Genomic DNA, 24,182 nt, shown 5'->3' with positions numbered 1-24,182 from the left:
TATAATTCTCCTTCAATACGGCTATGAACCAATTGCAATAAAAACACAAACAATAACGATAATAGTTATCATTGCGATTAATAATTTAACGAAGTGTACCACGTAATTTTCAAAATAAAACATCTCAGCAATAGATATTTATAAAATTATTCACAATACAAATGTCTGTATAAGTCTTTGATTACTTTATTGTTCTGTACGATCCCTAAATGATCCGTATCTATAACCGAGGAATATTGAAGGTTGTTATGCTTATTCAACCCTTTTGATAATAGCTCTGAGCGCCCATTTGGTTGCCCTGCCCACCAACAATGCAACTGGGTTTTTATGTTCGGTAATTGATATCCGCTACACAAAGCACGCATGTGTTGTTCAACAGCCCAGCTATAGAGCATCTGTTTTGCATTGTCCGCCATGTAGTGGTCGAAGTTATTTTCCGCTAACCATGTATTAAAGACTTCTGGCCACCTTGGAGGAGGTACGGAATCGAGCAACTCTAAACATCTCTGCCCTTGCGCTTCCGTAATTGAACCGAGCAGTAATGAAATATGTTCCATGAGTTTAGTTTTTGAGGTTGGTGAGTCCCATTGATCTTCAGCAACTTCAGTACCTGGCACATAGCAATCGAGTAACCCGACGAATGCAATATCGTCACCATTCTTCTCTAAACGTAATGAGATTTCTTGAGCAAGTGCCCCGCCCAATGACCATCCTACTAATCTGTATGGTCCACGAGGCTGTATTTGTTTTATTGTTTGAAAATAGGTATCGGCCATATCCTTAAACGAGGAATCAAATACACTCTCAGATATAAAGCTCTGTGACTTTATGCCAAATACGCTTCTATCGCCTTCAAGTGCTTGGGCGAGCCTCTGGTAGCCCGTCACACGACCCGTTACCGGGTGGATACAGAATACGGGCTCATTTTCATCAGTGGTGTTATTGAGTTTTTCCACGAGTAGTGGATTCGCGTTGCATTGATTGCTATTTAGTGCATTCATAGCACTGACAAGCGCCGTTAAACGCTCAACATACTGCTCTGCTATTTGCTCGATGTCCGCTAATGAATAGTGTGTTTTCGCAAATTCCCATGACAGGCTTAACTGCCCAGACACAACCTGAGAATTGACGACAAGTGGCGTCAACATCTGATTGAGTCCAGATTGAGGTAGGCTTCCGTCTGCGATAGGCGTACACCAGTGTGCAAACCCGTCACTTGAGTACTGACCGAGATAGTTAAACGTTGCACTTGCTCGATAACTATCATTAGTCTTTTTGTTTAAATACCTGACGCCATAGCCGATACCGCCATCTTGCTTAACGTTCTCTAGATAGTCATGAGTGTGGTTGAGCACACCAAGAATATCAGGTTGGAAATGCCCAATCATTGGGTACAAACTTGTCGTCCAACCCACCATTCGTGATAGATCAACACCTGAAAAAACAGATGCTTCTCGACCATGTCCCTCTAGATACAGAGCAATTTCCTGTTGGCCTTCACTCGTTAATGCTGACACTAACGCAGCAATCAACACGCTTTGGATATCCCCGTGACTGGTATATGAAACACGTAACAACGTTTGTGTTAGATCATTCGATAACTCAGTTTTGTAGACTTGTTTGTCTTGATAAAGAGCAGGAATTATCTCTTGTTTATTTTCTATGGAATCAGCCGATTTTTGGGTTAGTTCATGCCAAGTGTATTGCATCAACTTCCCTTGCTCGCTTGATGACCACTTATCAATTTCTTGAACGGTTTCATCCATTGCACTCGAGTTCGGCATCAGATCGATCGCTTGTCCTGCAATTTGCTGTTGATAAGCTTTCCAAAGGTCATCTAATAGAATTCGCCAAGACACACCGTCCACTGCTAAGTGGTGAATCGCTATCATCAAACGATTCGGTGCTTCAGTAAATTCTGCATATCCAGCTTGAATCAACCTTCCAGCCCCGATGTCCATACTTTGATGGATCTCTTGTGCAAACACAGAAAACTCATCATCGGACTTCACAGAGCTTAACCATAGATACTGGCGTTCTTGATAAGATTGATACTGTTGCTTCCAATTACCCTGATACTGATTAAACGCCAACCTCAAACTTGGGTGTTGTTTTACCAACGCTTGAATCGCCAATTCCAAATAGTCGGTATTCATGTCTTGTTTAAGCTCAACACAAATATGCTGATTCCAATGATCAGGTTCTGCAAACTCTTGAGCAAAGAAGTGTGCTTGTATCGGCATCAATCCAAACGGTTCTTCAGTCAGAACACGCTCTTTTGCCACTTTATGGATATCAAGCATGCACGCCAGATCACTTAAGGACTTAGCTTCAAACACTTGCTGTGGTGTTAAGTTGTAACCCGCAACGCGTACTTTGCTCACCATTTGCAAGCAAAGTATAGAATCCCCACCCAACGCAAAGAAGTTATCCGTGCAGCTTACTTCCTCGATACCTAGCAGTTGCTGCCATATCTCTACGAGCAACGACTCTTGCTCGGTTTGAGGCAACGTAAGCGCCACAATCGATTGGGCGCTCCCGCTAATCGTCGGCAGAGATATTCTGTCGATTTTTCCTGCCGGTGTTAAAGGCAGTTTATCTAGCACCATTAATTGGCTTGGTATCATGTAATCAGGTAACTCTCGTGAAAGCGCTTCTAGAATGTCATCAAGATTAAAGCGATCAGGTTCACTACTCTGCAAATAACCAAACAACTGTTTTTGTTGGCCAGCTTCTTTCACAGCCACAACACAATGTTCAACCTTAGATATTGCTTGGAGGCGGCTTTCGATTTCGCCTAACTCAACGCGAAACCCTCTGATCTTAACCTGTTGATCTACGCGTCCTATGTATTCCATCACGCCATCGTGATTCCAACGAACCAGATCACCAGTTCTATACATACGCTCGCCCATTGATTCGTTACTGCCATTACCCGTATTGGTAAACGGATCAGGCATGAAACGCTCAGAAGTTAAGTCTGGCTTTTCCAAGTAACCACGAGCAAGCCCCACTTCTCCGCCAATATACAACTCCCCGACTTTGCCAAACGCCACCTTATTAAGCTGTGAATCCAATATGTACAAACGACGTTCACCAACAGGCTGACCAATTGGAGCATACGCACAGTCCAATTTATCTTGAGGGTATGCGCGCCAAATCATCGGTGTGACAACGGTTTCTGTTGGACCATAGCCGTTAATAATACGCGGAGGGTTCACGACCTTTTGCAAGCGTTGATAAGTTTCTGCGGTAAAGGCTTCGCCACCTAATGTCCAAGAACGAACATTGAGAGGTGGTTTTTGATATTCAATCCAATCCAGCAAAGGGCCTACATAACTTGGTGGAAAGCAGGCAATGGTGATCTTGTCATCGCACAACACTTCGCAGGTTTTCTCTACACTCCACAATTCTTGATCTCGGATCACAAGCTTGCTACCAAACGCTAACGGCACTGTCCAACGCTCAACAGCACCATCAAAGCTAATCGAAGCAAAATGAAGCTCAACATCTTCTGATGTCATACCATACTGCTTACCAATGGTTTGAACGTGCATCGACAAGCCAATATGGTTAATCGCCACGCCTTTGGGTTTACCTGTAGAACCTGAGGTATAAATGATGTAAGCCAGCTGTTCAGGGAGTATGGTTGGTGTGAGTTCACTCTGTTTGTCTGCTTGGTCTTGTTCATACCGTTGATCTAGTGAGTTATTTAAGTCTTGTGAACCATAAACGAATGAATCTGGTTGAGACGAGGAGACATCAAACTCAGAATGAATGTTTTGCCAACGTAATTCTAAGCCTCGTTGGGTGATCACAAAGCCAGCCTTCGAATCCTGAATCATGAAAGCCAGACGCTCGGTTGGGTAGTCTGGATCCAGTGGTAAAAACGCCCCACCCGCTTTCATCACTGCGACCATAGCAACAATCATTTCAACGCCTCTTTCAAAGAGTACACCGATAGCTTGATCGCGCTGCACACCTTGGGCGATGAGTTTGAAAGCGAGTTGGGATGAAGCTGAATCCAATTGCTGATAGCTCAATTCAAGATCTTGATGTTTTAATGCGATGGCATTTGGCTGTGCTTTCATTTGAGCTTCGATCAATTCGATAATCGATTTAAAGCTCCATTGCCCTTCAGGTTGCGATAACCTCTCTAACGCGGATGCATCATGTGACGTCAGGTGATTAATTTGCACTAAACTTGTATCTGCGTTGTATTCCAATTCACCAATCAGGTTTTCAAGTACGGCATTCAGCTCAACCATGGTTTCTGAATCGATTCGATCCTTGGAATAAGTCAGCACGATACGTGTTCTTCGTTCAGTCTCGCGAACATCTAATGCGATATCGAATAACGCAAATTCACCACTTTGGTCTTCTGCCGACAGCGTAAGTTGGTTATCTAACTGAATATCATCAGCCAATGAATTTTGATGATTAAACAGCACTTGAAACAGCGGAGTTTGGCCCGCTTTTCTATCAAAAAGTTTTTGCTGGCTATTCGTCGGTTCTTTACTCTTTGGCTGAATGTTCTTTTGTTCATTAATCAGAGCATTGACCAATTGATCAAATGGTAGCAATTGATGTTCTTGCGCCTCGAGTACTTTGTTGTGAGCGCCTTCAATAACGTCAGATAATGAACTACTAGTTGTTATAGATTGACGAATCACCATGGTATTCACAAAAAAGCCAATCAGGTTGGAAACCTCATGGCGTATCCGATTCGCCATCGGTACGCCAACTGAAATATCTTCGCGATACGTGACTTTCGCTAAAGCCGCCTGCCAAACACCCAACCATAGGCTTGAAGTTGTCACCGACAATTGACGGGCAATCTGCTTTAGCTTGTGAGACTGCGACTCACTCAATTCATAAGTGATGGTATCGGCGATACGTCTTTGGTTGGGTGTAACTTCACTATGCCAAGGGAACAACAAGGTTGAATCTGCCCCTGCAAGTTCTTCCTTCCAAAACTCAACATGTTTATGCCCATTACCCGCGTCTAACAAGGCACTTTGCCAGTGAGAGTAGTCACGATATTGAATGGGTAATTCCGGTAATGCTCCTTGTTGATAAAGGGTTATCAGCTCATTTAAGAACACACCTATCGACCAACCATCTGAAACAATGTGATGCATGACGAGTTGCAACTTCCACAAACCGTCACTCAATTGCAAACATTGCATACGTATCGGCAATTCAGTTTCAAGCTCAAAGCCCTTCGCGATAAACGCTTGTTGTGCATCTTGAACTTGCTCTTGATTCCAACTTTTAGCATCAACACTCACCGGATGCATAACCGCAGCTTTGTCGACAAACTGAATAACCTGCTCGGTGGCGTTAGTTATAAAGCGTGTTCGTAATACATCATGCCGCTCCAACACTTTATTGACGAGATGCGTTAACCGCTCTGTATCCAAATCTCCATTTACCTGAAACGTGCCAGACATGTGATAGGCACTGTTGCCCTTATCCAAGCAATAGATATCCCACAGGCGTTGCTGCGCTGGCGACAACGCGACTTTCTGTTCACTACCAACCGAAACAATAGGTAGCTTTTCGAAATCCAAACCTTTATTACTCAGCAGTTCGATGAACTTGATTTGTTCTGGTTTGCCCAATTGTAAAAATCGGTTCGCTAACGCGTGTTTGTCGATTTTCCCTTGGCTAGTGGCTTTAGGTTGAGTCATCGTTTTTGACTGGCTCTTTGTTTGTAGATCGCTCTGATCTTTTAGGTGGCTTTTATCTCTTGGGTAATTCATAGCAGCTCCAGTTCGTCCATCAATGCTGCCATGGCATCGAATTCGTCTTGTTCATGTTCATTTTGTGTTTGATATTGTGCTTGCAAACTATCCGTTAGTGCCTGCAGGCTATTGGCTTCGAAAAAGTCTTTAAGTGCCACTTCCAAACCAAGCTCTTGATGCGCTTTAGCTACCACACGAGTCGCTAATAAAGAATGACCACCCAGTGCAAAGAAGTTATCGTCCAAGCCCACTTGAGAGACCTCTAGAACCTCTTCCCAGTTAGTCGAAAACCACATTTCCAACTCCGTTTCCGGTGCGCGGTATTTGATTGATTGCCATTCAGGCGCTGGTAACGCTTTTCTATCTCGTTTGCCATTAGGAGAGAGCGGCATGTCGCTCAACCCAATCAGTATCGTTGGCACCATGTAATCGGGTAAATGTTCCGATAAGTGCTGTTTCACCAACGTTTGTTTGTCTTCACTCCAACTCGCATCAACAACATAACCAACCAATTGGTCACCAGTCTGATGTTTAAATGCAATAACCGCAGACTCTTCAACCCAGTCGAGTTGGTTAATCACATTCTCAATTTCTTCTAGCTCGATTCGTAAACCGCGAATTTTGACTTGGTTATCCAAGCGACCTAAATACTCCAAACGACCATCGGCCAGTTGCACCACTTGGTCACCAGTGCGATACATTCGACTGCCAGCTTCTCCAAATGGATTCGGTATAAATCGATCAGCCGTTAAATCCGGTCGAGCTAGATATTCACGCGCTAATCCAATGCCCGCTAAATACAGTTCACCGGGCACACCAATGGGTACCGGGTTCCAATTGTCATCAAGGACATAAAGTTGCGTGTTACTGATCGCATAACCTATTGGGATACGTTTAGAAACTGGCAACTCACAAGGCCAATACGTGACATCAATCGCCGCTTCCGTGGGTCCATAAAGGTTGTGCAGTTCGACAGGTGCATGACTAAGCACCTGCTCAACAAGATCGGCAGGCAATGCTTCTCCACTACAGATAATACGTTTGAGTGACACACAATCGGAGATATTGGTTTCAACCGAAAATGCATTCAACATCGACGGCACAAAGTGAAGTGTTGTCACTTGTTCTTGTTGAATGACTTCAGATAACACACTTGGCTGACGATGAGCCTCTGGCGGTGCGATCGCTAGTCGTGCACCAGTCATCAATGGCCAGAAGAACTCCCACACCGAGACATCAAAGCTAAATGGGGTTTTCTGTAACACACAATCGGACTCATTGAGTACATATTCTTGTTGCATCCAATTCAAACGGTTTTGTAATGCAGCTTGAGTGTTTACCACCCCTTTGGGCAAACCCGTTGAACCAGAAGTAAAGATCACATACAACGCCTGCTCTGGATGCCAGTGAACCAAAGGTGGTACTGAAGGTTGTCCCGATACATCAAGCTTGCTTAAATCGACATACTCACAATCTTGGATTTGTGGCCACAAGTGCACCGAGTTTGAGTCAATCAATAACAGGTCAATGTTGGCTGATTGCAGAATATACTGCAGTCGCTCTACTGGATAACTCGGATCCAATGGCACATAGGCACCACCAGCACGAGTGATAGCATGTAAGCCAATGACCAATTCAAACGAACGCTCAAGCCCTAATCCAACACGAGTTTCAGAATTCACGCCTTTATCTCGTAACCAGTTTGCTAGTTGATTAACGCGCTTATCAAACTCTTTATACGTGAGAATTTGACCTTGCATCGATAGCGCTATCGAGCCAGGTGTTTTCTCTGCTTGATGCTGAATCTGGTGTGACGGCGTCACAAACCTACCCCAATCAAGGGACGTGTCATTGAATGCTCGGTTTTGTTGCTCTGCAGTCTCGTCTATCAAATGAAGTTGGCTAACTAACCCATCACTATTTGTAGCTACCCTATCTAAAAGTAATAACCAATGACCAAGTAACGCTTGTGCGAAATCTTGTGTGAAAATCGGTGACACATAGCTTACGAAACCAAGCCACTTATTCTCAGACATCTGTTGGATGTCTATACCGATTTCGAGCTGAGCATTCACAACACCTGGATCAAATGGGTCAACATCCAGCCCTTGCCAATCAAAGAGCTCTTCCTCATCAAAGCGCTGGAAGTTGAAACTGGTTTGGAAAACGGGATGGTATTGCAAATTCCCAGTAATCCCGAGTGATTCAACCAACATTTCAAATGGGAAGTCTTGCCTGCCCAAAGCTTGCTCTGTGAAAGACTTCACCTGATGCAATAAACCCGAGAAAGATTGCTCCCCATTAAACTGAGCCGGAATCACCAAGCTGTTGATGAAACACCCTTGCATCGTCTGTGTTTCAGGTTGTGTGCGACCAGCAACCGGCACACCAACACGCACTTGCTCTTGGCCGGAATACTTGTGTATCAACAAATGCCACAGTGTCAGCATTACAGTGAAAGGAGTCGTGTTATGCGACGTTGCCAATTCAGTGATATTAGAAACTTGCTCATTCGTCAGTTCAAAGTGAAGTCGGTTGCCTTGTGTTTCAGTTTGTTCTCTAGGAACATCACTGTGCAGCACTAGAGGGTCAATATCGTATTTCAACGCGTCCAACCACCATGCTTTTTCCTCACTCGCTTCGTCGGACGCAAGCCACTGCTTCTGCCAGTTCGCATAATCTACATATTGAAGGTCATCAATAGCAGTAGGCTCAAAAGCTGAGACTCTTCCACTTTCCGCACTTTCCGCATATTCAGAAATCATCGATTGATAACAATGAGCTAACTCTTTTAGTAGCAACTGCATCGATATCCCATCAGAGATAATATGGTGCGCTACAATCAGTAGCTCAGCCTGTTCAACACCAGTAGATCGCTCGGTAGCTCTTACTATCCAATCAAAGCGAATCAACTGGCCTTCAGCGAAATCAAACGATTTAGCGATCAGTTCTTTATATGCTAAGAGTCTTTGTTCATCGGACACTAAGCTTTCGTGCATCCCAAGGCAGATTTCACGCTCAGGATGGATAGACTGCATGAGCTCACCTTCAACCTGACTGAAGTTAGTTCTCAAGATCTCATGGCGTTCAACTAACACATTGATTGCACGCTCAAGGGCGGCAACGTTCACATTGCCCGTGAACTTAAGTCCTAGAGGCATGTGGTAAGCAGCACTGGCTGGCAACAGTTGTTGCACGAACCATAAACGCTTCTGCACAGCGGAGGCTGGCATATAAGGTAGCCTTGAAGCTCGCGCTAAAGAGACGATTTCTCCCCTATTTCTAACATCTGTAAACATACATTGAGCAGCAAGATCTTTAAGCACTGGTGCATCGAACACCGCCAGTAATGATAATCTGATGTCATCTTGTTGACTCAGCCTTCCAACTAACTGGGTCGCCAGTAACGACTGACCACCTAAGGCAAAGAAATCATCCTCACGGCTTATCTGTTCTTTATCAAACAGCGCTTGCCACTGCTTTGCTAAAGCCAACTCAATCTCACCGATTGGCGCAATATAGTCTGCGCTGACAACCTCTTGCCAATTCGGCATTGGTAAGCGTTTCTTATCCACTTTACTTGCTGGAGTCAGTGGAATCTTATCCATTTTGACAACTTGGCTAGGCACCATGTAATCGGGAAGATCTTTCGCAAGATCTTGTAAAGCACCTTCGCTAGACAGCACATTATCACTTTGAATGTACGCCACTAGCTGTTTACCTGAAGGGCTGTCACAAGCGATTACCGCGCACTGCTCTGAACCTGTGATCTTTTGTAGACGAGATTCAATTTCGCCCAACTCAACCCTGAACCCACGAATCTTAACTTGCTCGTCGCTACGCCCGAGATACTCCATCACTCCGTCTGAACGCCATTTCACCACATCTCCGGTTCGGTACATTCGTTCACCGTTATTTGAGAATGGATCTGGAATAAAGCTTTCTGATGTTAAGTCTGGACGCTCAAAGTAGCCCCTAGCTAACCCGACCTCTTCGCCAATATAAAGTTCTCCGGCAACACCTGTAGGCACACGATTGAGCGCAGAATCCAACACATATAAGGTTCGGTTTCCGACAGCCTTTCCGATCGGTGCATAAGCACTTTCTAGCTCAGTATCAGAATACGCTTCCCAGATCATCGGAGTCACAACCGTTTCAGTTGGGCCATAACCATTAATGATTCTTTTTGGCTTTAATACGTGTTGCAGTTTGAAATAGGTATCGCGAGTGAAAGCTTCACCACCGAGTGTCCATGAACGGACATAAAGCTCTGGGTCGCTACCCTCTATCCACTCCAATAACGGCAACACATAACTTGGAGGGAAACACGCAATAGTTACCTGTTCACGAGCCAAAACATCACAAGTTTGTTGTGCACTCCACAACGATTGGTCTCGAATCACTAAACGTGAGCCGAACGCCAATGGCACGGTCCAACGTTCAATCGCGCCATCAAAACTGATTGACGCAAAGTGGAGTTCAACATCGCTTGCTGTCATGCCATAGCGTTGACCTATGGTTTGAACATGCATGCTCAAACCTTGTTGCGATACACAGACCCCTTTCGGCTTGCCAGTCGAACCCGATGTGTAGATCATGTAAGCCAGTTGGTCAGGTAATATCGCAGGCTTTTGGCTAAGGGTTTCAGTTAAATCAAACGAGCTATAACTAATAGTTTTAGCTTGGTTCCTGATACGATTCGCTAACGATTCACTCAATAAATCATGAACCAAAACACGCGCTCCGCTATCTTTGACCATAAAGTCTAAGCGCTCTTGGGGATATGAAGGGTCTAATGGCAAGAAAGCCGCGCCTGCTTTCATGACGCCCATCATTACCACCAGCATATTGCAGCCACGCTCAAAGAGCACACCAACAATATCGTCACGTTCAACACCTTCAGTAATGAGCCTCGAAGCTATCGCATCACTCTGTTCAACCACTTGTTGGTACGTTAAAGATTGCCTTTGCAGGCCATTATCAGCTTCAACGTTAGAGACTAACGCCTCATCGTTTGGGCGCAGTAACATCTGCTTTGTAACCAAGTCGGTAAACGGTTCAAATGCCCATGGTTCCGGTTGGCGGTCAAACGACCTAAGTTCACTCAACTGAGCTTCGGCTAATTCAGGTAATCGGCCTAAATCTTCGGTTAGGCGTTCCACTAGCTGAGTTAAGTAATGTCGGTTAGTTGTACAAAGTGCTTCAATCTGTTGAGACGTAAACTTGCTTTCATCGTAGGCAAAGACAATACGAAGTGAGTCACTCGGCAAAATTGCCAAGGTTAACGGGTAATGAGTAAATTCATAGCTTTCAGGTTCGCCAATACTAAACTCGTCGTTACCTTTACTTTTCAGAAGCGCTTCATCTAACGGATAGTTTTCAAAGACAACCAAGGTGTCGAATAAGTTTTCTCCTGACCAACCCGTCTGCGCTTGGATATCAGACAAAGATGAGTAGCTGTACTCACGCTGGTCACTTGATGAGGTTTGAATATCCAACAGCCATTCATATACAGGCTTCGAAAGGTCAACTCGGTGCGCAATAGGCAAGGTATTAATAAACAAACCAACCATAGAGTCACTATGAGCAAGATCTGTTGGGCGCCCTGCTACCGTGTTTCCAAATACTGGAGTCTCTTGCCCAGTGAAGCGATTCAATGTCAGTAACCAAGCCGCTTGCGTTAGCGTATTAAGCGTCACACCAACTTGGTTTAGTTTAGGTAACCATTCGCTGACGATTTCCGGTGAATAATCATCATTGTATCGATGGAAGCTAGACACCTTAGAATCAAATGCCTCAAGGTTCGATTGTCCAAAGGATTCAGCTAAACGCGTTGGCGACTCTATGTCTTGAAGGTAATGCTGCCAATACTCATTAGACTGGCTTTTGTCTTGGCGCTGCGTCCAGGCCAGATAATCAGAAAACTCACCTTTAACCGGAGTAATAGCACGACCTTGGTACAAGGTGAACAAATCGCTGAGTAGCACCCCCGTACTCCAACCGTCCATTAAGATATGGTGAATCGTGAAAATACACTGAACTTGATGGTCGTGAGTTTGAATGAAATCAACACGCCATAAAGGTGTTACCTTTGAACGCTCGACAACTTGCTCTAATTGAAAGCCACCCTCAACCCTTTGTTGCTTATATTCCTCAATATCAAATTGGCTGCGCTTACGAACATCCAACACCTCATAGTCCAAGCCAAGTTCTGCCCATTCCGCGAGATAAGCGTTTCCATCAAATGAGAACAACGTTGAACGTAGCATTTGGTGTCTTTGCATGACACTTTGCCAAGCTTCTACCATCTTTGGCACATTGACATTGTTCAAAGGCAATGTGATTTGATTGACGTAAGTGCTGTCACTATCAGAGAGCTTCGCGTGGAAATACAGGCCTTGCTGTAACGTTGATAACGGTAGAATCGTTCTAGGTAAATCGGCAGCGGTACTGACACACCCACAAAGTTGCTTAAACTGGATTTGAGATAAATCGACCAATGGCGCATCGGCTTTGGTTAATATAGGGCTGGCTTCAATAAACAAGTCATGTAGACGTTCGATACTGCTGTCAAATGCCGCGTGTAAAACGTCAACTTCAAATTCATTGAAACATCCATTATCTAATTCGACATCCCACAATAATGCGTCTTTGACTACAGATGCATTGATCACAATGGCTGCGTCTGCAGTGTTAGACTCATCTCTCCACAGGCCGATGTTAGTCACCTCGACTGCGTCATTAATCTGTTGAGCCGCATTGCCAAGATAGTTGAACAGCACATCCATTTCGCCAACATGAGACCAAAGATTTTGCATGACACCAGCGTGGAACGTGACTCCGCCAAGTTGGTCAGCATCAAAGCTGTCTTTTAAGGATGTAACCCACTCTTCCAACGAATCAAGAACCGGAATGGCTTGCGGATACAACGAGGTATACCAGCCGACAGTTCGGCTGAGATCAAGCCCAGAACCCTCGGTGAAACGGCCATGCGATTCGCGATGAATCGTTAACGCTTTACCTTGATTTAACGTGCTTACGGTTAAAGCACTCAAAAGGAACACTATTTGTTCTTGTGTAAGACGTGCAAAGCCAAATCCTGCTTTTGTTAGAGCTTCTATTTTTGATAGCGGAGTATGCCAATGTGTCGAAATAGGTTTACCACGTGGCATGGAATACAGTGGCTCGTTGGTTTGTTCTGCCCAATAATCTTGTTGGTCATCAGATATCGACAGTGTATTTAAAGCATTTGCCCAATTTCCTTGATGATGCGTCTTTTGCGTAAGTAGATGCGGACCAGAAATACCTCTTGGCTCATATGAAAGCTCTGATGTAGGCTCTGAAGCGTACAGTTTAACGAGATCTTCGATAATGACTGGCCATGAAAGCGCATCGACCACTAAGTGATGAATAGCGATTAACACTTCACTATTCTCGGCCGCTTCATCTAAGCCGTCCATACTCCGTATGCCAACCGCACCTATCACACCGTTGATTAAGTCTATGCTCGTTTGAACTTGGTCTATATTTATCTCGCCATCAAACGAGTGAATCGTAAACTCAACATCGTCTTGGTAATTTGCCGTCATTCCAATTGCGGCATCAGCTGAGAAACGTAATCTAAGCGCGTCATGATGTTCGATAAGGCCGCGGAATGCGTTAGTCAATCTTGCTAAATCAGCCGGATAGTCCCATTTAAACTGGATATATTGATTACAGCGATTCAACTCAAAATGTTCGATGTACCTTTGTTGAATCGGCAACAGCGCCACTGATCCTTGTCGCTTACCTTGTTCTGCAACAACAAGTTTGGCTTCTTCAAGACTCCCTGCCATATCTCTCAACTTCGGAAAATCGAAGACTTGTTTAGGCGATAGCATGAAACCCAACTGGCGAAGTTTTCCGACCAACTGGAGTGCCATGATCGAGTCTCCACCTAACGCGAAGAACTGGCTGTTCGCACCAATACTCTTAACTTTAAGTAATTCACACCATATTTCAGCAAGCATTACTTGTCGGTTGTTCTCAAGTGCACCTTGATCACTGCGTACCTCTGTCCAATCAGGAGCAAACAGCCCCTTTCTATCGACCTTACCAGCCGGAGTCAGCGGCAGCTTATCTTGAACAATAATACAAGCAGGTACCATGTAGTCAGGCAATGTTTGCCCTAGCAGTTCAAGCCATTGTACTTCTTCGTTGTCATTCGCGCTTTGCAATTGGGAAGTGTTTGACGGGGCTTTACTTTGTTGAACTTTGCTTAGCTGAACATAGCCTACAAGCTTTTTACCCGTTGGCGATTCATGATCGACAACCGCACAAAATTCAGCTCCGGAAAGCTCTTGAAGTTGAGATTCAATCTCTCCGAGCTCAACACGGAAACCACGGATCTTCACTTGTTGGTCAACACGACCTAAATATTCCATGACGCCATCATCACGCCACTGTACCAGGTCGCCCGTTCGATACATTCTCTCGCCATTACTTGAGAATGGATCGGGTAAGAAGCGTTCAGCGGTTAAATTAGGTTGTTTCAAGTACCCTTCAGCTAAGCCCACTTCTGAACCAATATACAGTTCTCCACTGCAACCGAACGGCACTTGGCTTAACTCAGAGTCAAGTACATACAACTTCCGATCACCCACTGGCGTTCCAATTGGTGCATATGCGCTGTTCATTGTATCGTCGGTATACGCCTCCCAAATCATCGGTGTGATCACCGTTTCAGTAGGGCCGTAACCATTGATAATTCGTGGTGGCGCTAGTACATGTTGAATACGCTCAAAGGTCTCACGGGTGAAGGCTTCGCCACCTAAGGTAATTGAACGCAATGCCAGTGCAGGCTTCGTCGCTTCAATCCAATCGAGTAGCGGGCCTACATAACTCGGAGGGAAGCAAGCAATAGTCACACCTTCTTGCTGAAGTGCGTTACAAGTTTGCTCGGCTGTCCATAATTCTTGATCGCGTATCACTAGCTTTGAGCCAAACGCTAATGGCACGGTCCAACGTTCAACAGCACCATCAAAGCTGATGGAGGCGAAATGTAATTCTACGTCTTGTTCGCTCATGCCATAACGCTGACCAATGGTCTGAACGTGCATGCTCAAACCTTCATGCGATATGGTGACACCTTTTGGCTTTCCCGTTGAACCAGAGGTATAGATGATATAGGCCAGCTCTTCGGCCAACGGGCGATTAAAAGAGTTATCTGAAGACAAGTTCGCAAGCTCTGCACTCTCAATACAGAATTGATTGACACCGTTACCCCCACTCAAAACGTCTCTGCATCTATCGTTAGATTTAGAATGAGTGAGAAGTAATTCTGCCCCGCTGTCTTCCAACATGAAGCTTAATCGTTCCGTTGGATAATCAGGGTCTAATGGTAAGAACGGCGAGCCAGCTTTCAAAACTGCGATCATAGAGACGATCATATCGACACCGCGTTCCATCATCACACCGATTGGTGATTTAGCCGCAGTGCCTTGAGATAAAATAGAATGCGCTAATTGGTTAGAGCGAGTCTCTAGTTCTAGGTAGCTCATTGACTCGTTTTGGTGTTTTAACGCAATGCTGTTCGGGCACTTAAATGCTTGTTCAGTCACTAAGTCAGTGAATGGACGGTATTGCCATGAGTGGTCACCTGAACCATGTTGGTCGATTAACCTCATGTCTTTACTTGATAGAGCATTAACTGAGGCGACAGCAGCGTTGGGCGATTGAACAATGGTCGCTAAATTAATCTTAAAGCTTTCGATAAATTTGGTAATAAACGGTCGGGTAAACTTCTCTTTTGCATAGACAAATCGCAGCGGAGCATCGCCTTTATTGATGACATCCAACACCAACTCAAACGGTGTTTCTAATACTGGAAACTCTTCAAACTCTGCAAACACTCCGTTGGTGTTAATCGATAATTTGTCACCATGATTTCTAAAGTTTAAAGCGGTTGTCGGTAGCGGTAAATCACCCACTAACGCCTCTAACGGCGTACCTTCAAATGCCAAAGACGCTTTCATGGACGCATGGGTATTATTTACTAGCTGCGACAACGACATCTCAGCATCAATGCGATAGCCCATCACGGCACTATTCACATAAAAGCCTACCGTTCTGCGATTCTTAGTATTTCGGTTTAAGGCGGGAACACAAATAGAAGGATGAACATTAGAAGAGTACTGGCGTAGCGTTAGCATCATTGCAGATGCCAAAACCTCAAATTTAGTCGCGCCTAGCTTATGGCTTAACTTTTTGATTGAGTCATTAGTTTCGTTAGACAAGCTAACAAGCTCATGTCTCGCCCCATAAGTGTCTTGTGATTGGTCATTCAGGTTTGATAACGACAGCGACTCTTCACCGATAAACTGATTCTCTATCCATGCCGCTTTCTGTTGCTTATAGATATCAGACTTTTCTGTACTGGCTTGCTCTGCAGCGTAATCAAGATAACTTTGAACCTCTTTCCCATTGTAGGTTTTGCCTGCAACTGAGTTGACCAGCATCTTAATTTTGATTTGAAATGACCAAGCATCAGTGACAATGTGATGAGTCGAAAGCAACACAGCAAAGCGATGTTCACTGACCCGATAAATACAACAGCGAGCAAGATTGCCTTCCAATAAATTGAACGGTTGTTGCCAACGTTTACGAGCATCTTGATTAATAACTTCAACCGCATCCGAGCCACCCTGCATGTCGATATAATCATAATCAACAGGACTAAAAGGCAAGACGCGTTGAGCCGATTTTCCCTCAATTTCGGAAAACTGACTGCGTAACGAGGGAAATGCCGACACCATTTCATTTAATGAATGTTGGATCTTTTCAGCGGTGATATCTTCACCTTCAAACCAAAGTAAACCACCTAGGTTATAGGCCAGGCTCATCGGTTGTAATTGCTGAAATAACCACAAGCGTTGTTGAGAGTATGAGAGCGGGTTCCAAGGCGTTACGGAATCCAAAATTTGTTCATCATCCACTGACATTTTTATTACCTAAACATGAAATTTGGTTACAGAAATCCTCAATTCGCCCGTTATAGGCGAAAAGTACAGGTGCTGACTAAAAGTTAAACGGGTTTAGTGTTCTAGAGCGTCTATTGCGTCGCGTAAACTTTTCGGACGCATATCGGTCCAAACTTCACGGATGTGCGCAAGACAATGTTCTTTGTTGCCTTTTACACCGACCTCAGTCCAACCATTGGGTACTAAGTGGTAGGTTGGCCAAATGCTGTATTGTTCTTGTTCGTTTATAACAACGGTAAATTCCGTATTGGGGCTATCGATACTCATTCTTTCCTCAACTAACTTTGTTTTATTATGTTTTTGAGCCTAACTCGACTCTTAAAAACTCAAGCGACAACACTTTCTAGTGCTTGGTGCGCTTGAGCCAAATTCCCTTTGCTCAACTCAATAAGATTGCCCCTATCCATTTTGAAAATGCGGTCTGCGGCATCAAAATAAGCGTCATCATGAGTAATCGCGATTACAGTCACGCCACGTTGTTTTAGCAGTGGTAATAACTGGCGGTAAAATAGTTTTCTAAAGCGTGGGTCCTGATCAGCGGCCCATTCATCAAGCAGAATACAACCGCGTTTTTCGAGTACTGACATCATCAGTGCCAGTCGCTTTCGCTGACCTTGTGAATAGCGAACATCACTCAACTTACCTTGCTGGTGATCGACCTTATGTGCCATTTCAAGACGTACCATCCATTCGTCAATATCTTTGCTATCGATGTCTTGACCTTCACCATCGACAATTTGATGGAATAAATGGAAATCACTGAATACAGCAGAGAATTGATGGCGATAATCTTGCCAATGCGCTTGAGTCACCTCATTACCATCAACATAGACTTGGCCAGAATGCGGTCGGTAGAGTCCAGTCAGCAAACGAGCAAAGGTCGATTTACCACTGCCATTACCACCAATAATGAAGATGTGCTCACCGCGTTCTATTTTGAAATCGATTGGACCTACGCCGAATGCGTCGCCATCAGAATCTGAGCGGTATCGATAGCTCGCTCCCACGAGTTCTAGTGAATTGAATACTTTGGTTTTTGCCGATTTCGGACTCAAGCTTCGATCGATACTCAACTCTAACGATGACAACTTCTTCATCGAAATGTTGGCAGTAATCAAGGTTGGAATTGAACCTACTGCAGACATCAATGGTGTTCTCATAAACAACACGACCAACGCAAATGTAGACGCGACTTCTAATGTCGCCCAACCTAAACCAGTCGCTAGGTAAAAATTCAAACCAATCAGCGCCAATACCACGGTGTTCGCCATGTTGGCAGCGAAACCATTTAGGATATCGGCCTGTGTCACTTCATTTCTGTAACCTTCAGCATTGACTGAAAAGGTTTCATCAAAGTAACGCTTGGCTCTGAATGGATTTAAAGACAGCTCTTTACGTCCATCAATCAAGGACTGGTAGTCGTGATACAACTTGTCGTCGTACTCACGAACCTGTTTAACGTGTTTAGTGATGCGCGTAACAAGCAGATAGCCAATGACACCGGTTAAAGACAGCATTAAAACGCTGACACCAAACAGAGGCATAGACAGAAAAGCCAGGTAGACCAATGCCACCACTGTTAATACCAAGCCATAAATCAGCTCTGGCAAATGTACGAACGCGATAGTGATGTTACGAATGTCTGTGTTCAGTGACGCGAGTACCCCTGCACTTCCAACCTTCTCGACTTGCTCAATATCGGTATTCAATAATTGAGAGACCAATTCACAACGCTTGTTATAAACGAATTTATGACCCAGTTTATGGAGAGCGACTTGAGCAACGGTGGCTGTGACCAACAAACCAATCAGCAGCAAAGTAAACTGAATTAGGGTATTGGAAAGTGACCCATTGCTTTCAAGTAATTTGTGCTGAATAAACGCAATCACGCCAACGCTCAGGAACGCACTCGCTATACTCAACAAGATCACGAAGGAAAGTGATTTTTTCTGTTTTTCAGCCAGTAATAGGATCAACCCCATTTCATACACACCATTTAATTAATTATTATTGTGATTATCATTATCAACTAAGAAAAGGATAATCCCGTATAAAGCGAACTGGATAATCTTGTTGTTTAGTCCTGGCCTCTAGAAGCTCAACCAGTTCATTCAATAGACACCCGTTAACAAGCGTTCAGTAGTCGCTACAAGTAACTACAGCGACTGCAAGCGACTAAGCTATAACCTTCTTAAGCCCCACATCAAGTACATGCCACCGATAATCGAAGCCACCAAGCCTGCCGGGATCTCTTGTGGGTAAAGCCACTGTCTACCAAGCCAATCCGAGAACAACATCAGCGCCATTCCAATTAACGAAGAACAGATCAAGTGCTCTTTAGCACGGCTATAACCAAATAGTCTCGCCATGTGTGGAGCCATCAAACCAATAAAGCTTAATGGACCCACCACCAGTGTTGCGCTCACGGTTAAACATGCCACCAGCACCAACAATAGAATTCGAGATCTTGATACATTGATACCAAGAGATTGCGCACTCGCCTGCCCTAATGGCAACACATCCAACCATCGCGCACAGAGAAAACCTAACGAGATAAATACCACCGAAGATATCAGTAACGGAACGAGTGTTTCTTCGGTGACGTAATACGTTGAACCTGCCAACCAAGCCAGAACTTGATAACTCCTTGGGTCACCGCCTGCCAGTACAAAACTTTGCACAGCGTTCATCAGTGCCGTTATCGCAACGCCTGTTAGTAATACTCTTTCCGGTTGGAAGCCCGACTTTTGGTTAAGCACAACAATGATTCCCAAAGTACAGACCGCGCCAATAAAGCCACCGACATAAAGCCCAACAACGCTGCTTCCAAAGCCCGCAAAGATTGCGATGATCAAACCTAATGCCGTACCAGAACTAATACCAATCACTTCTGGGCTAGCCATTGGGTTGCCACTCAAACGCTGAACGATCGTACCAGCGACGGCCAACATGCCGCCCGCCAATGCCGCTGCTGTTAATCGAGGCAAACGCCATTCAAGCATTGCCCAGTCTTGAGTTTGAAATAACCAACGCCAACCTTCTGTCTGTACAGAAAACAAACTGAATACAACCAGTGACAGAACAATAAACAAGCTGGCCAATACCACTGAATGCTTGTTTAAGCGAGAAGCTACTTCCTTATGACGCGTTAATACCGTTTGCGTTTGTGATTGGCTTTTCATTGATAACTTAGGCAACAACCACAATAACAACGGAGCACCTAACGCAGCCGTTGCAGCACCTGTTGGTATAAACATCGACATGATGCCAGGTAGTTGTTGAATCAGCAGATCGGTAAGGCTTAACAACAAGCCACCTAACACCATAGATACCAATAATTTAGGGACTAAACGGTGCACGCCCATTAAACGTGCTAACGCTGGTGCGGCTAAACCAACAAAACCGATAACACCGACAGCACTGACAACCCATGCCGTCAACAATACAGCTAACCCTAAACAACCAATTCTCAATTTGGGTAACGAAACACCTAAGCTCTTAGCGCCTTGCTCTGATAACTGGAGCAAGCTCAATGGTTTTACAAACAGAAACGCCATGAGAGTCGCAATCGCTAAACGTGGAGCTAAGTACTGAACATCTCCCCATCCGGTTTGAACCAATGAACCTGCGCCCCAAATCATTAAGCCATTCAGTTTGTCTTGGTTCACCATCAATAAGACAGTACTCAAAGCACCAAAATAGAGGTTCACGACTAAGCCAGATACAATCACCACAGTTGGAGACAAAGCTCGTCGCCAAGACAAAGCAAACACCAAACTAATGGTAGTTACGCCACCAACAAGCGCCACCAGCGAATAAGACCACTCTAAAAGCCAAGGGGCGTAAAGCGTCGCTAACATAAGTGCAAAGCTCGAACCACTCGCAACACCTAACGTAGACGGTGAAGCCAACGGGTTTCTGAGCACTTGTTGCATCAAAACTCCCGCCACCGCGAGCGCTGCGCCAGATAACAGTGTGGTGAATAACCTCGGCCACCAAGCCAAATGCAGTTTCACTGAATCTAGAGAGGTGAAATCAGCACTCCACAAACTAGAAAGTCGGCTCAGTCCAAATTGAGAGACAGATAAGTGTTGGCCAATTAGCGCTAATGTAGAAACCATTAACAGTGTTAAAACACCAAACGAGAGAGCTCTCATAGCACGTCTCCTTGGTTCAATTCAGAGACAATGAAGCGCGCAAAGCGTGTTGCAGAAGGTATCGCCCCGAAGCTCCAAACTGCTGGTACTTGTAAGGCGGGATAGCCCGACTCTTTCACAATGTATTGCCAAAACTGATTTGCTTTAAGGCTCTCTTCAGTCCCTGCTGGCATTGGCGAAATAATCACGATTTGTCCTTTAACACCAATGAGCTGATCGACACCAACCAAACTGTAACCCCAAGCGTTGGTTTGCTCTTTCCATGCTGATTCAAGGCCAATCTTGTTGACTGAAGCTTTGTATAGGCTGTTGTCTCCAAAGACGCGAACGTGATTAGTGTCCATGAATTGCACCATCAACATTGCAGGCGCACTGTTGGGTAGCTGAGATCCTAAACGATCCATTTCAGCATTCGCTTTCTGAATCAAAACTTCAGCTTGAGGTTGTTTCTCAGAGACCTCTGCTAGCTTTCGAGTAACCGTTTCTAACGCCGACCAATCAACATCTCCACTTCGGTACAAACCAATGGTCGTGACAGGGGCAATTTTGCTTAGTTGAGTCTCCAGCGTTGAAAACATTGGAGAGAGTAATATCTTGTCTGGTTTAAGCTCATGAATACGTTCAAGGTTTGGCTGCGTTCGTAAGCCAACATCAGCAACAGTTGGGGGAATTTGAGGAGACTTTACCCACGAGTTGTAATCGGGTATTTGCGCTACCGCGACAGGAACAACGCCCAATGCCAAAAGCGTTTCAGTGTGAGTCCAATCGATAGAAACCAATCGAGGTCGAGCACCATCATTCAACTCAGACGTAGCTTGACTGGCTGACGAAAGTGAAGAAAACGCCAGTAAGCTCGAGATGACGACACTTGAAATAAGAGTACGATTAACGTGCGAGCGATGTAATATTGATTGGAAAAAATGTTTAAGCATCATGCTGGCTCCAAATCACCAGGCATCGCGACTGGGTAACCCGCAGAATGTTGAGTAATGTGCATAGGCACACCATAGATATCTTTCAATATTGACTCTTTAAACACCTCATCAACCTCACCTTCGACTAATAACTCACCACTATGCAAGGCAATAATGTGATCGCAGAAACGCGCAGCCATATTGATGTCGTGAATGACGATGATCACGCCAATCTCTAATGTTTCACTCAGTCGCTTAATCAATGTCAGCATTTCAATCTGATGACCGATATCAAGTGCCGCTAAAGGTTCATCAAGCAAAAGGTATTTGGTGCGTTGAGCTAACAACATCGCAAGCCACACACGCTGGCGTTCACCACCCGATAAAGTGTCCACCAGACGATCAGCGTATTGCACTGTGTCGGTAAGTTGCATTGCCTCTTCAACATACTGTTTATCTTTACTTGAAAGTCGACCCAATAAGCCATGCCAAGGGTAGCGACCAAAGCTCACGAGATCTTTGCCAGATAAACTGTCGGTTACAGGTAAATGTTGAGGTAAGTAAGCAATTTGCTGTGCGAAGTCCTTATCAGACCATTTAGCGACCGCTTTATCTTTCAAGAAAATATCGCCTGAAGTAGCGCTCTGCTGCTTCGCTAACAACTTTAATAAGGTCGATTTCCCCGAGCCGTTATGCCCAACCAAAGCGTAGATTTTTCCTTGCTCAAACGACACATTGAATGTCTTGAGCAATTGCTTATCCCCTACGCTAAAACCGAGTCCCTTTGCTTCGAGCATACCTTCAACCTTAAAACACATCATTCACTAAAAAATTAATGAAATACGAACATATTCATAAAATCATTAACAGACACGCTTTTATACACTCGCAAAAATTCAAATGCAAACGATTTTCATTTAGATTAAACTATATGCCATACGACCTTTCCCCTATTTTTTAGAGGGTTAGAGACCTTACTATGAATAATGGATGCTTATTATTGATTATTCACCTTGTTGCAAAATGGTTAAGCTAATGATGAACAACACCTTTCGTCCACTACCAACCGATCATCCATTTATTGTGGCCGAATTTGGCTTTCAAAAAGAATTGAGCTGCAAAACTAAAGGTATTGAAATCCATGTCGCGCAGTTTGATCAACAAAGCTATGACGACCGTCTGTTTGATATAACAAACGTATACTGCCCTATCGCGATCACTCAATCGGTCGACAAAAGAAAGGCGGAATATTTTGCGGGACGATATTTGGTCGCGAGAGAATTACAAAACCTGGGCTTTTCACATCAAGCCCTTGAACCGAATAGCGACCGAAGTCCGCGCCTACCAAGTGATGTCATTGGCTCTATTTCTCATAGTAACGATTTAGCCACAGTTGCCGTTTTACCTTCTTCTACTGCGAACAGAGAAAACATTGGGCTCGATATCCAACACCTAATCTCCAGTGAAGTTTGTGATGATATCGAGAACATAGTCGCAACCGTTCAAGAGGTCGGTTTGGTGGTGAGATATGGCTTAACTCGGGCAGAAGCTGTGACATTGCTATTTTCGGCTAAGGAGTCTATTTACAAAGCATTGGCTCGCTTTGCTAGAAGAGGACTAAATTTTAACTCGGCAAGATTGTTCGCAATCGACAATGACACAGTTCAGTTCGAACTGTCCAAAGATATTACTTCGCAAATTTCGGATTCAGAGAGTCATGATTCAAAGGGCAATAAATCGGAGAGTATAATTTGCCAATACGACTACTTAGCACAACAGAACGCATACCTGACGGTGTGTGACTACTCGGCAGATACATAGCGACTATTTTGTTTTAACCTAAAACGAAACTCTCATCACGTGATGTTCTGGGTCGGTTTCAATATCGACAATTGACCAACCGAGAGAAAGGTACAAAGGTGCAATATTGGTGTAGGCGTACAACTTAGACGTTGAATCTTTCGAGGATTGAGGTTGAGATCGATAGTATTCTGGCATTTGCGCGACTGCGCGTTTAATCAATTCACTCGCAATACCTTGACCACGCCACTGGGAATCAACATAAACAGCATTGACCCAAACCACGTCTCTTACTTGATGAGGTTCTTGAAAATGGGAATACGCTAACCCACCGATGACGACATTATCTCGTAGCACAACAATTACAGGTGGTAACTGGGGGTTATCTAGATTGGCTTCGTCGGAATATGAAGCCTTAAAGTCGAAATCCGACCATGCGCTTTGGAAAAGTCGTTCGAGTTGCTGCCAGTATGGTGAGTGTTGTTCACATTGTCTGAATACGACTCTCTGCATTTAAAATTCCTTTTCAAATACTCGTGCTGCGTG

The 24,182-nt window shown here is 44.5% G+C and carries 9 protein-coding genes; 1 reads left to right on the top strand and 8 read right to left on the bottom strand.

The annotated features are described in order from the left end of the window. Window positions 1-146: 146 nt before the first annotated feature. From QUF19_RS08095 to QUF19_RS08065, 7 genes are all read right to left on the bottom strand, one after another. Window positions 147-5,693 (bottom strand): non-ribosomal peptide synthetase, encoded by a 5,547-nt coding sequence (locus tag QUF19_RS08095; RefSeq protein WP_286298848.1) that lies wholly within the window; start codon window positions 5,691-5,693, stop codon window positions 147-149. A gap of 68 nt (window positions 5,694-5,761) precedes the next feature. Beyond that, entirely contained in the window at window positions 5,762-16,726 is a 10,965-nt protein-coding gene (locus tag QUF19_RS08090; protein ID WP_286298515.1) for a non-ribosomal peptide synthetase, read from the bottom strand. A 93-nt stretch (window positions 16,727-16,819) separates the two neighbouring features. After that, window positions 16,820-17,032 (bottom strand): MbtH family protein, encoded by a 213-nt coding sequence (locus QUF19_RS08085; RefSeq protein WP_065103530.1) that lies wholly within the window; start codon window positions 17,030-17,032, stop codon window positions 16,820-16,822. A 59-nt stretch (window positions 17,033-17,091) separates the two neighbouring features. Then, window positions 17,092-18,747, bottom strand: coding sequence for a multidrug ABC transporter permease/ATP-binding protein (locus QUF19_RS08080; protein WP_286298511.1), 1,656 nt, complete (start codon window positions 18,745-18,747; stop codon window positions 17,092-17,094). Window positions 18,748-18,945: 198 nt separating this feature from the next. Next, the gene (gene fhuB, locus QUF19_RS08075) at window positions 18,946-20,922 is read right to left on the bottom strand and encodes a Fe(3+)-hydroxamate ABC transporter permease FhuB (RefSeq protein ID WP_286298509.1); all 1,977 of its coding nucleotides are present in this window, start codon (window positions 20,920-20,922) and stop codon (window positions 18,946-18,948) included. Beyond that, entirely contained in the window at window positions 20,919-21,857 is a 939-nt protein-coding gene (locus tag QUF19_RS08070; protein WP_286298507.1) for an ABC transporter substrate-binding protein, read from the bottom strand. The genes fhuB and QUF19_RS08070 overlap by 4 nt, the downstream gene beginning before the upstream one ends. After that, window positions 21,854-22,633, bottom strand: coding sequence for an ABC transporter ATP-binding protein (locus QUF19_RS08065; RefSeq protein ID WP_286298505.1), 780 nt, complete (start codon window positions 22,631-22,633; stop codon window positions 21,854-21,856). Before QUF19_RS08065 ends, QUF19_RS08070 begins: the two co-directional genes overlap by 4 nt. A 238-nt stretch (window positions 22,634-22,871) precedes the next feature. Between QUF19_RS08065 and QUF19_RS08060 the strand changes: the two genes are divergently transcribed. Beyond that, a complete protein-coding gene (locus QUF19_RS08060) occupies window positions 22,872-23,657 on the top strand; it encodes a 4'-phosphopantetheinyl transferase family protein (RefSeq protein ID WP_286298503.1) in 786 nt (261 codons plus the stop codon). A gap of 18 nt (window positions 23,658-23,675) precedes the next feature. Here QUF19_RS08060 and QUF19_RS08055 read toward each other — a convergent pair whose 3' ends face one another. Further along, the gene (locus QUF19_RS08055; protein WP_286298502.1) at window positions 23,676-24,149 is read right to left on the bottom strand and encodes a GNAT family N-acetyltransferase; all 474 of its coding nucleotides are present in this window, start codon (window positions 24,147-24,149) and stop codon (window positions 23,676-23,678) included. Window positions 24,150-24,182: the final 33 nt, after the last annotated feature.

Source organism: Vibrio sp. FE10 (assembly GCF_030297155.1).
Lineage (GTDB): Bacteria > Pseudomonadota > Gammaproteobacteria > Enterobacterales > Vibrionaceae > Vibrio > Vibrio apostichopi.
Note: the sequence above shows the minus strand (reverse complement) of the source record. Positions and strands in the feature narration are given on the sequence as shown.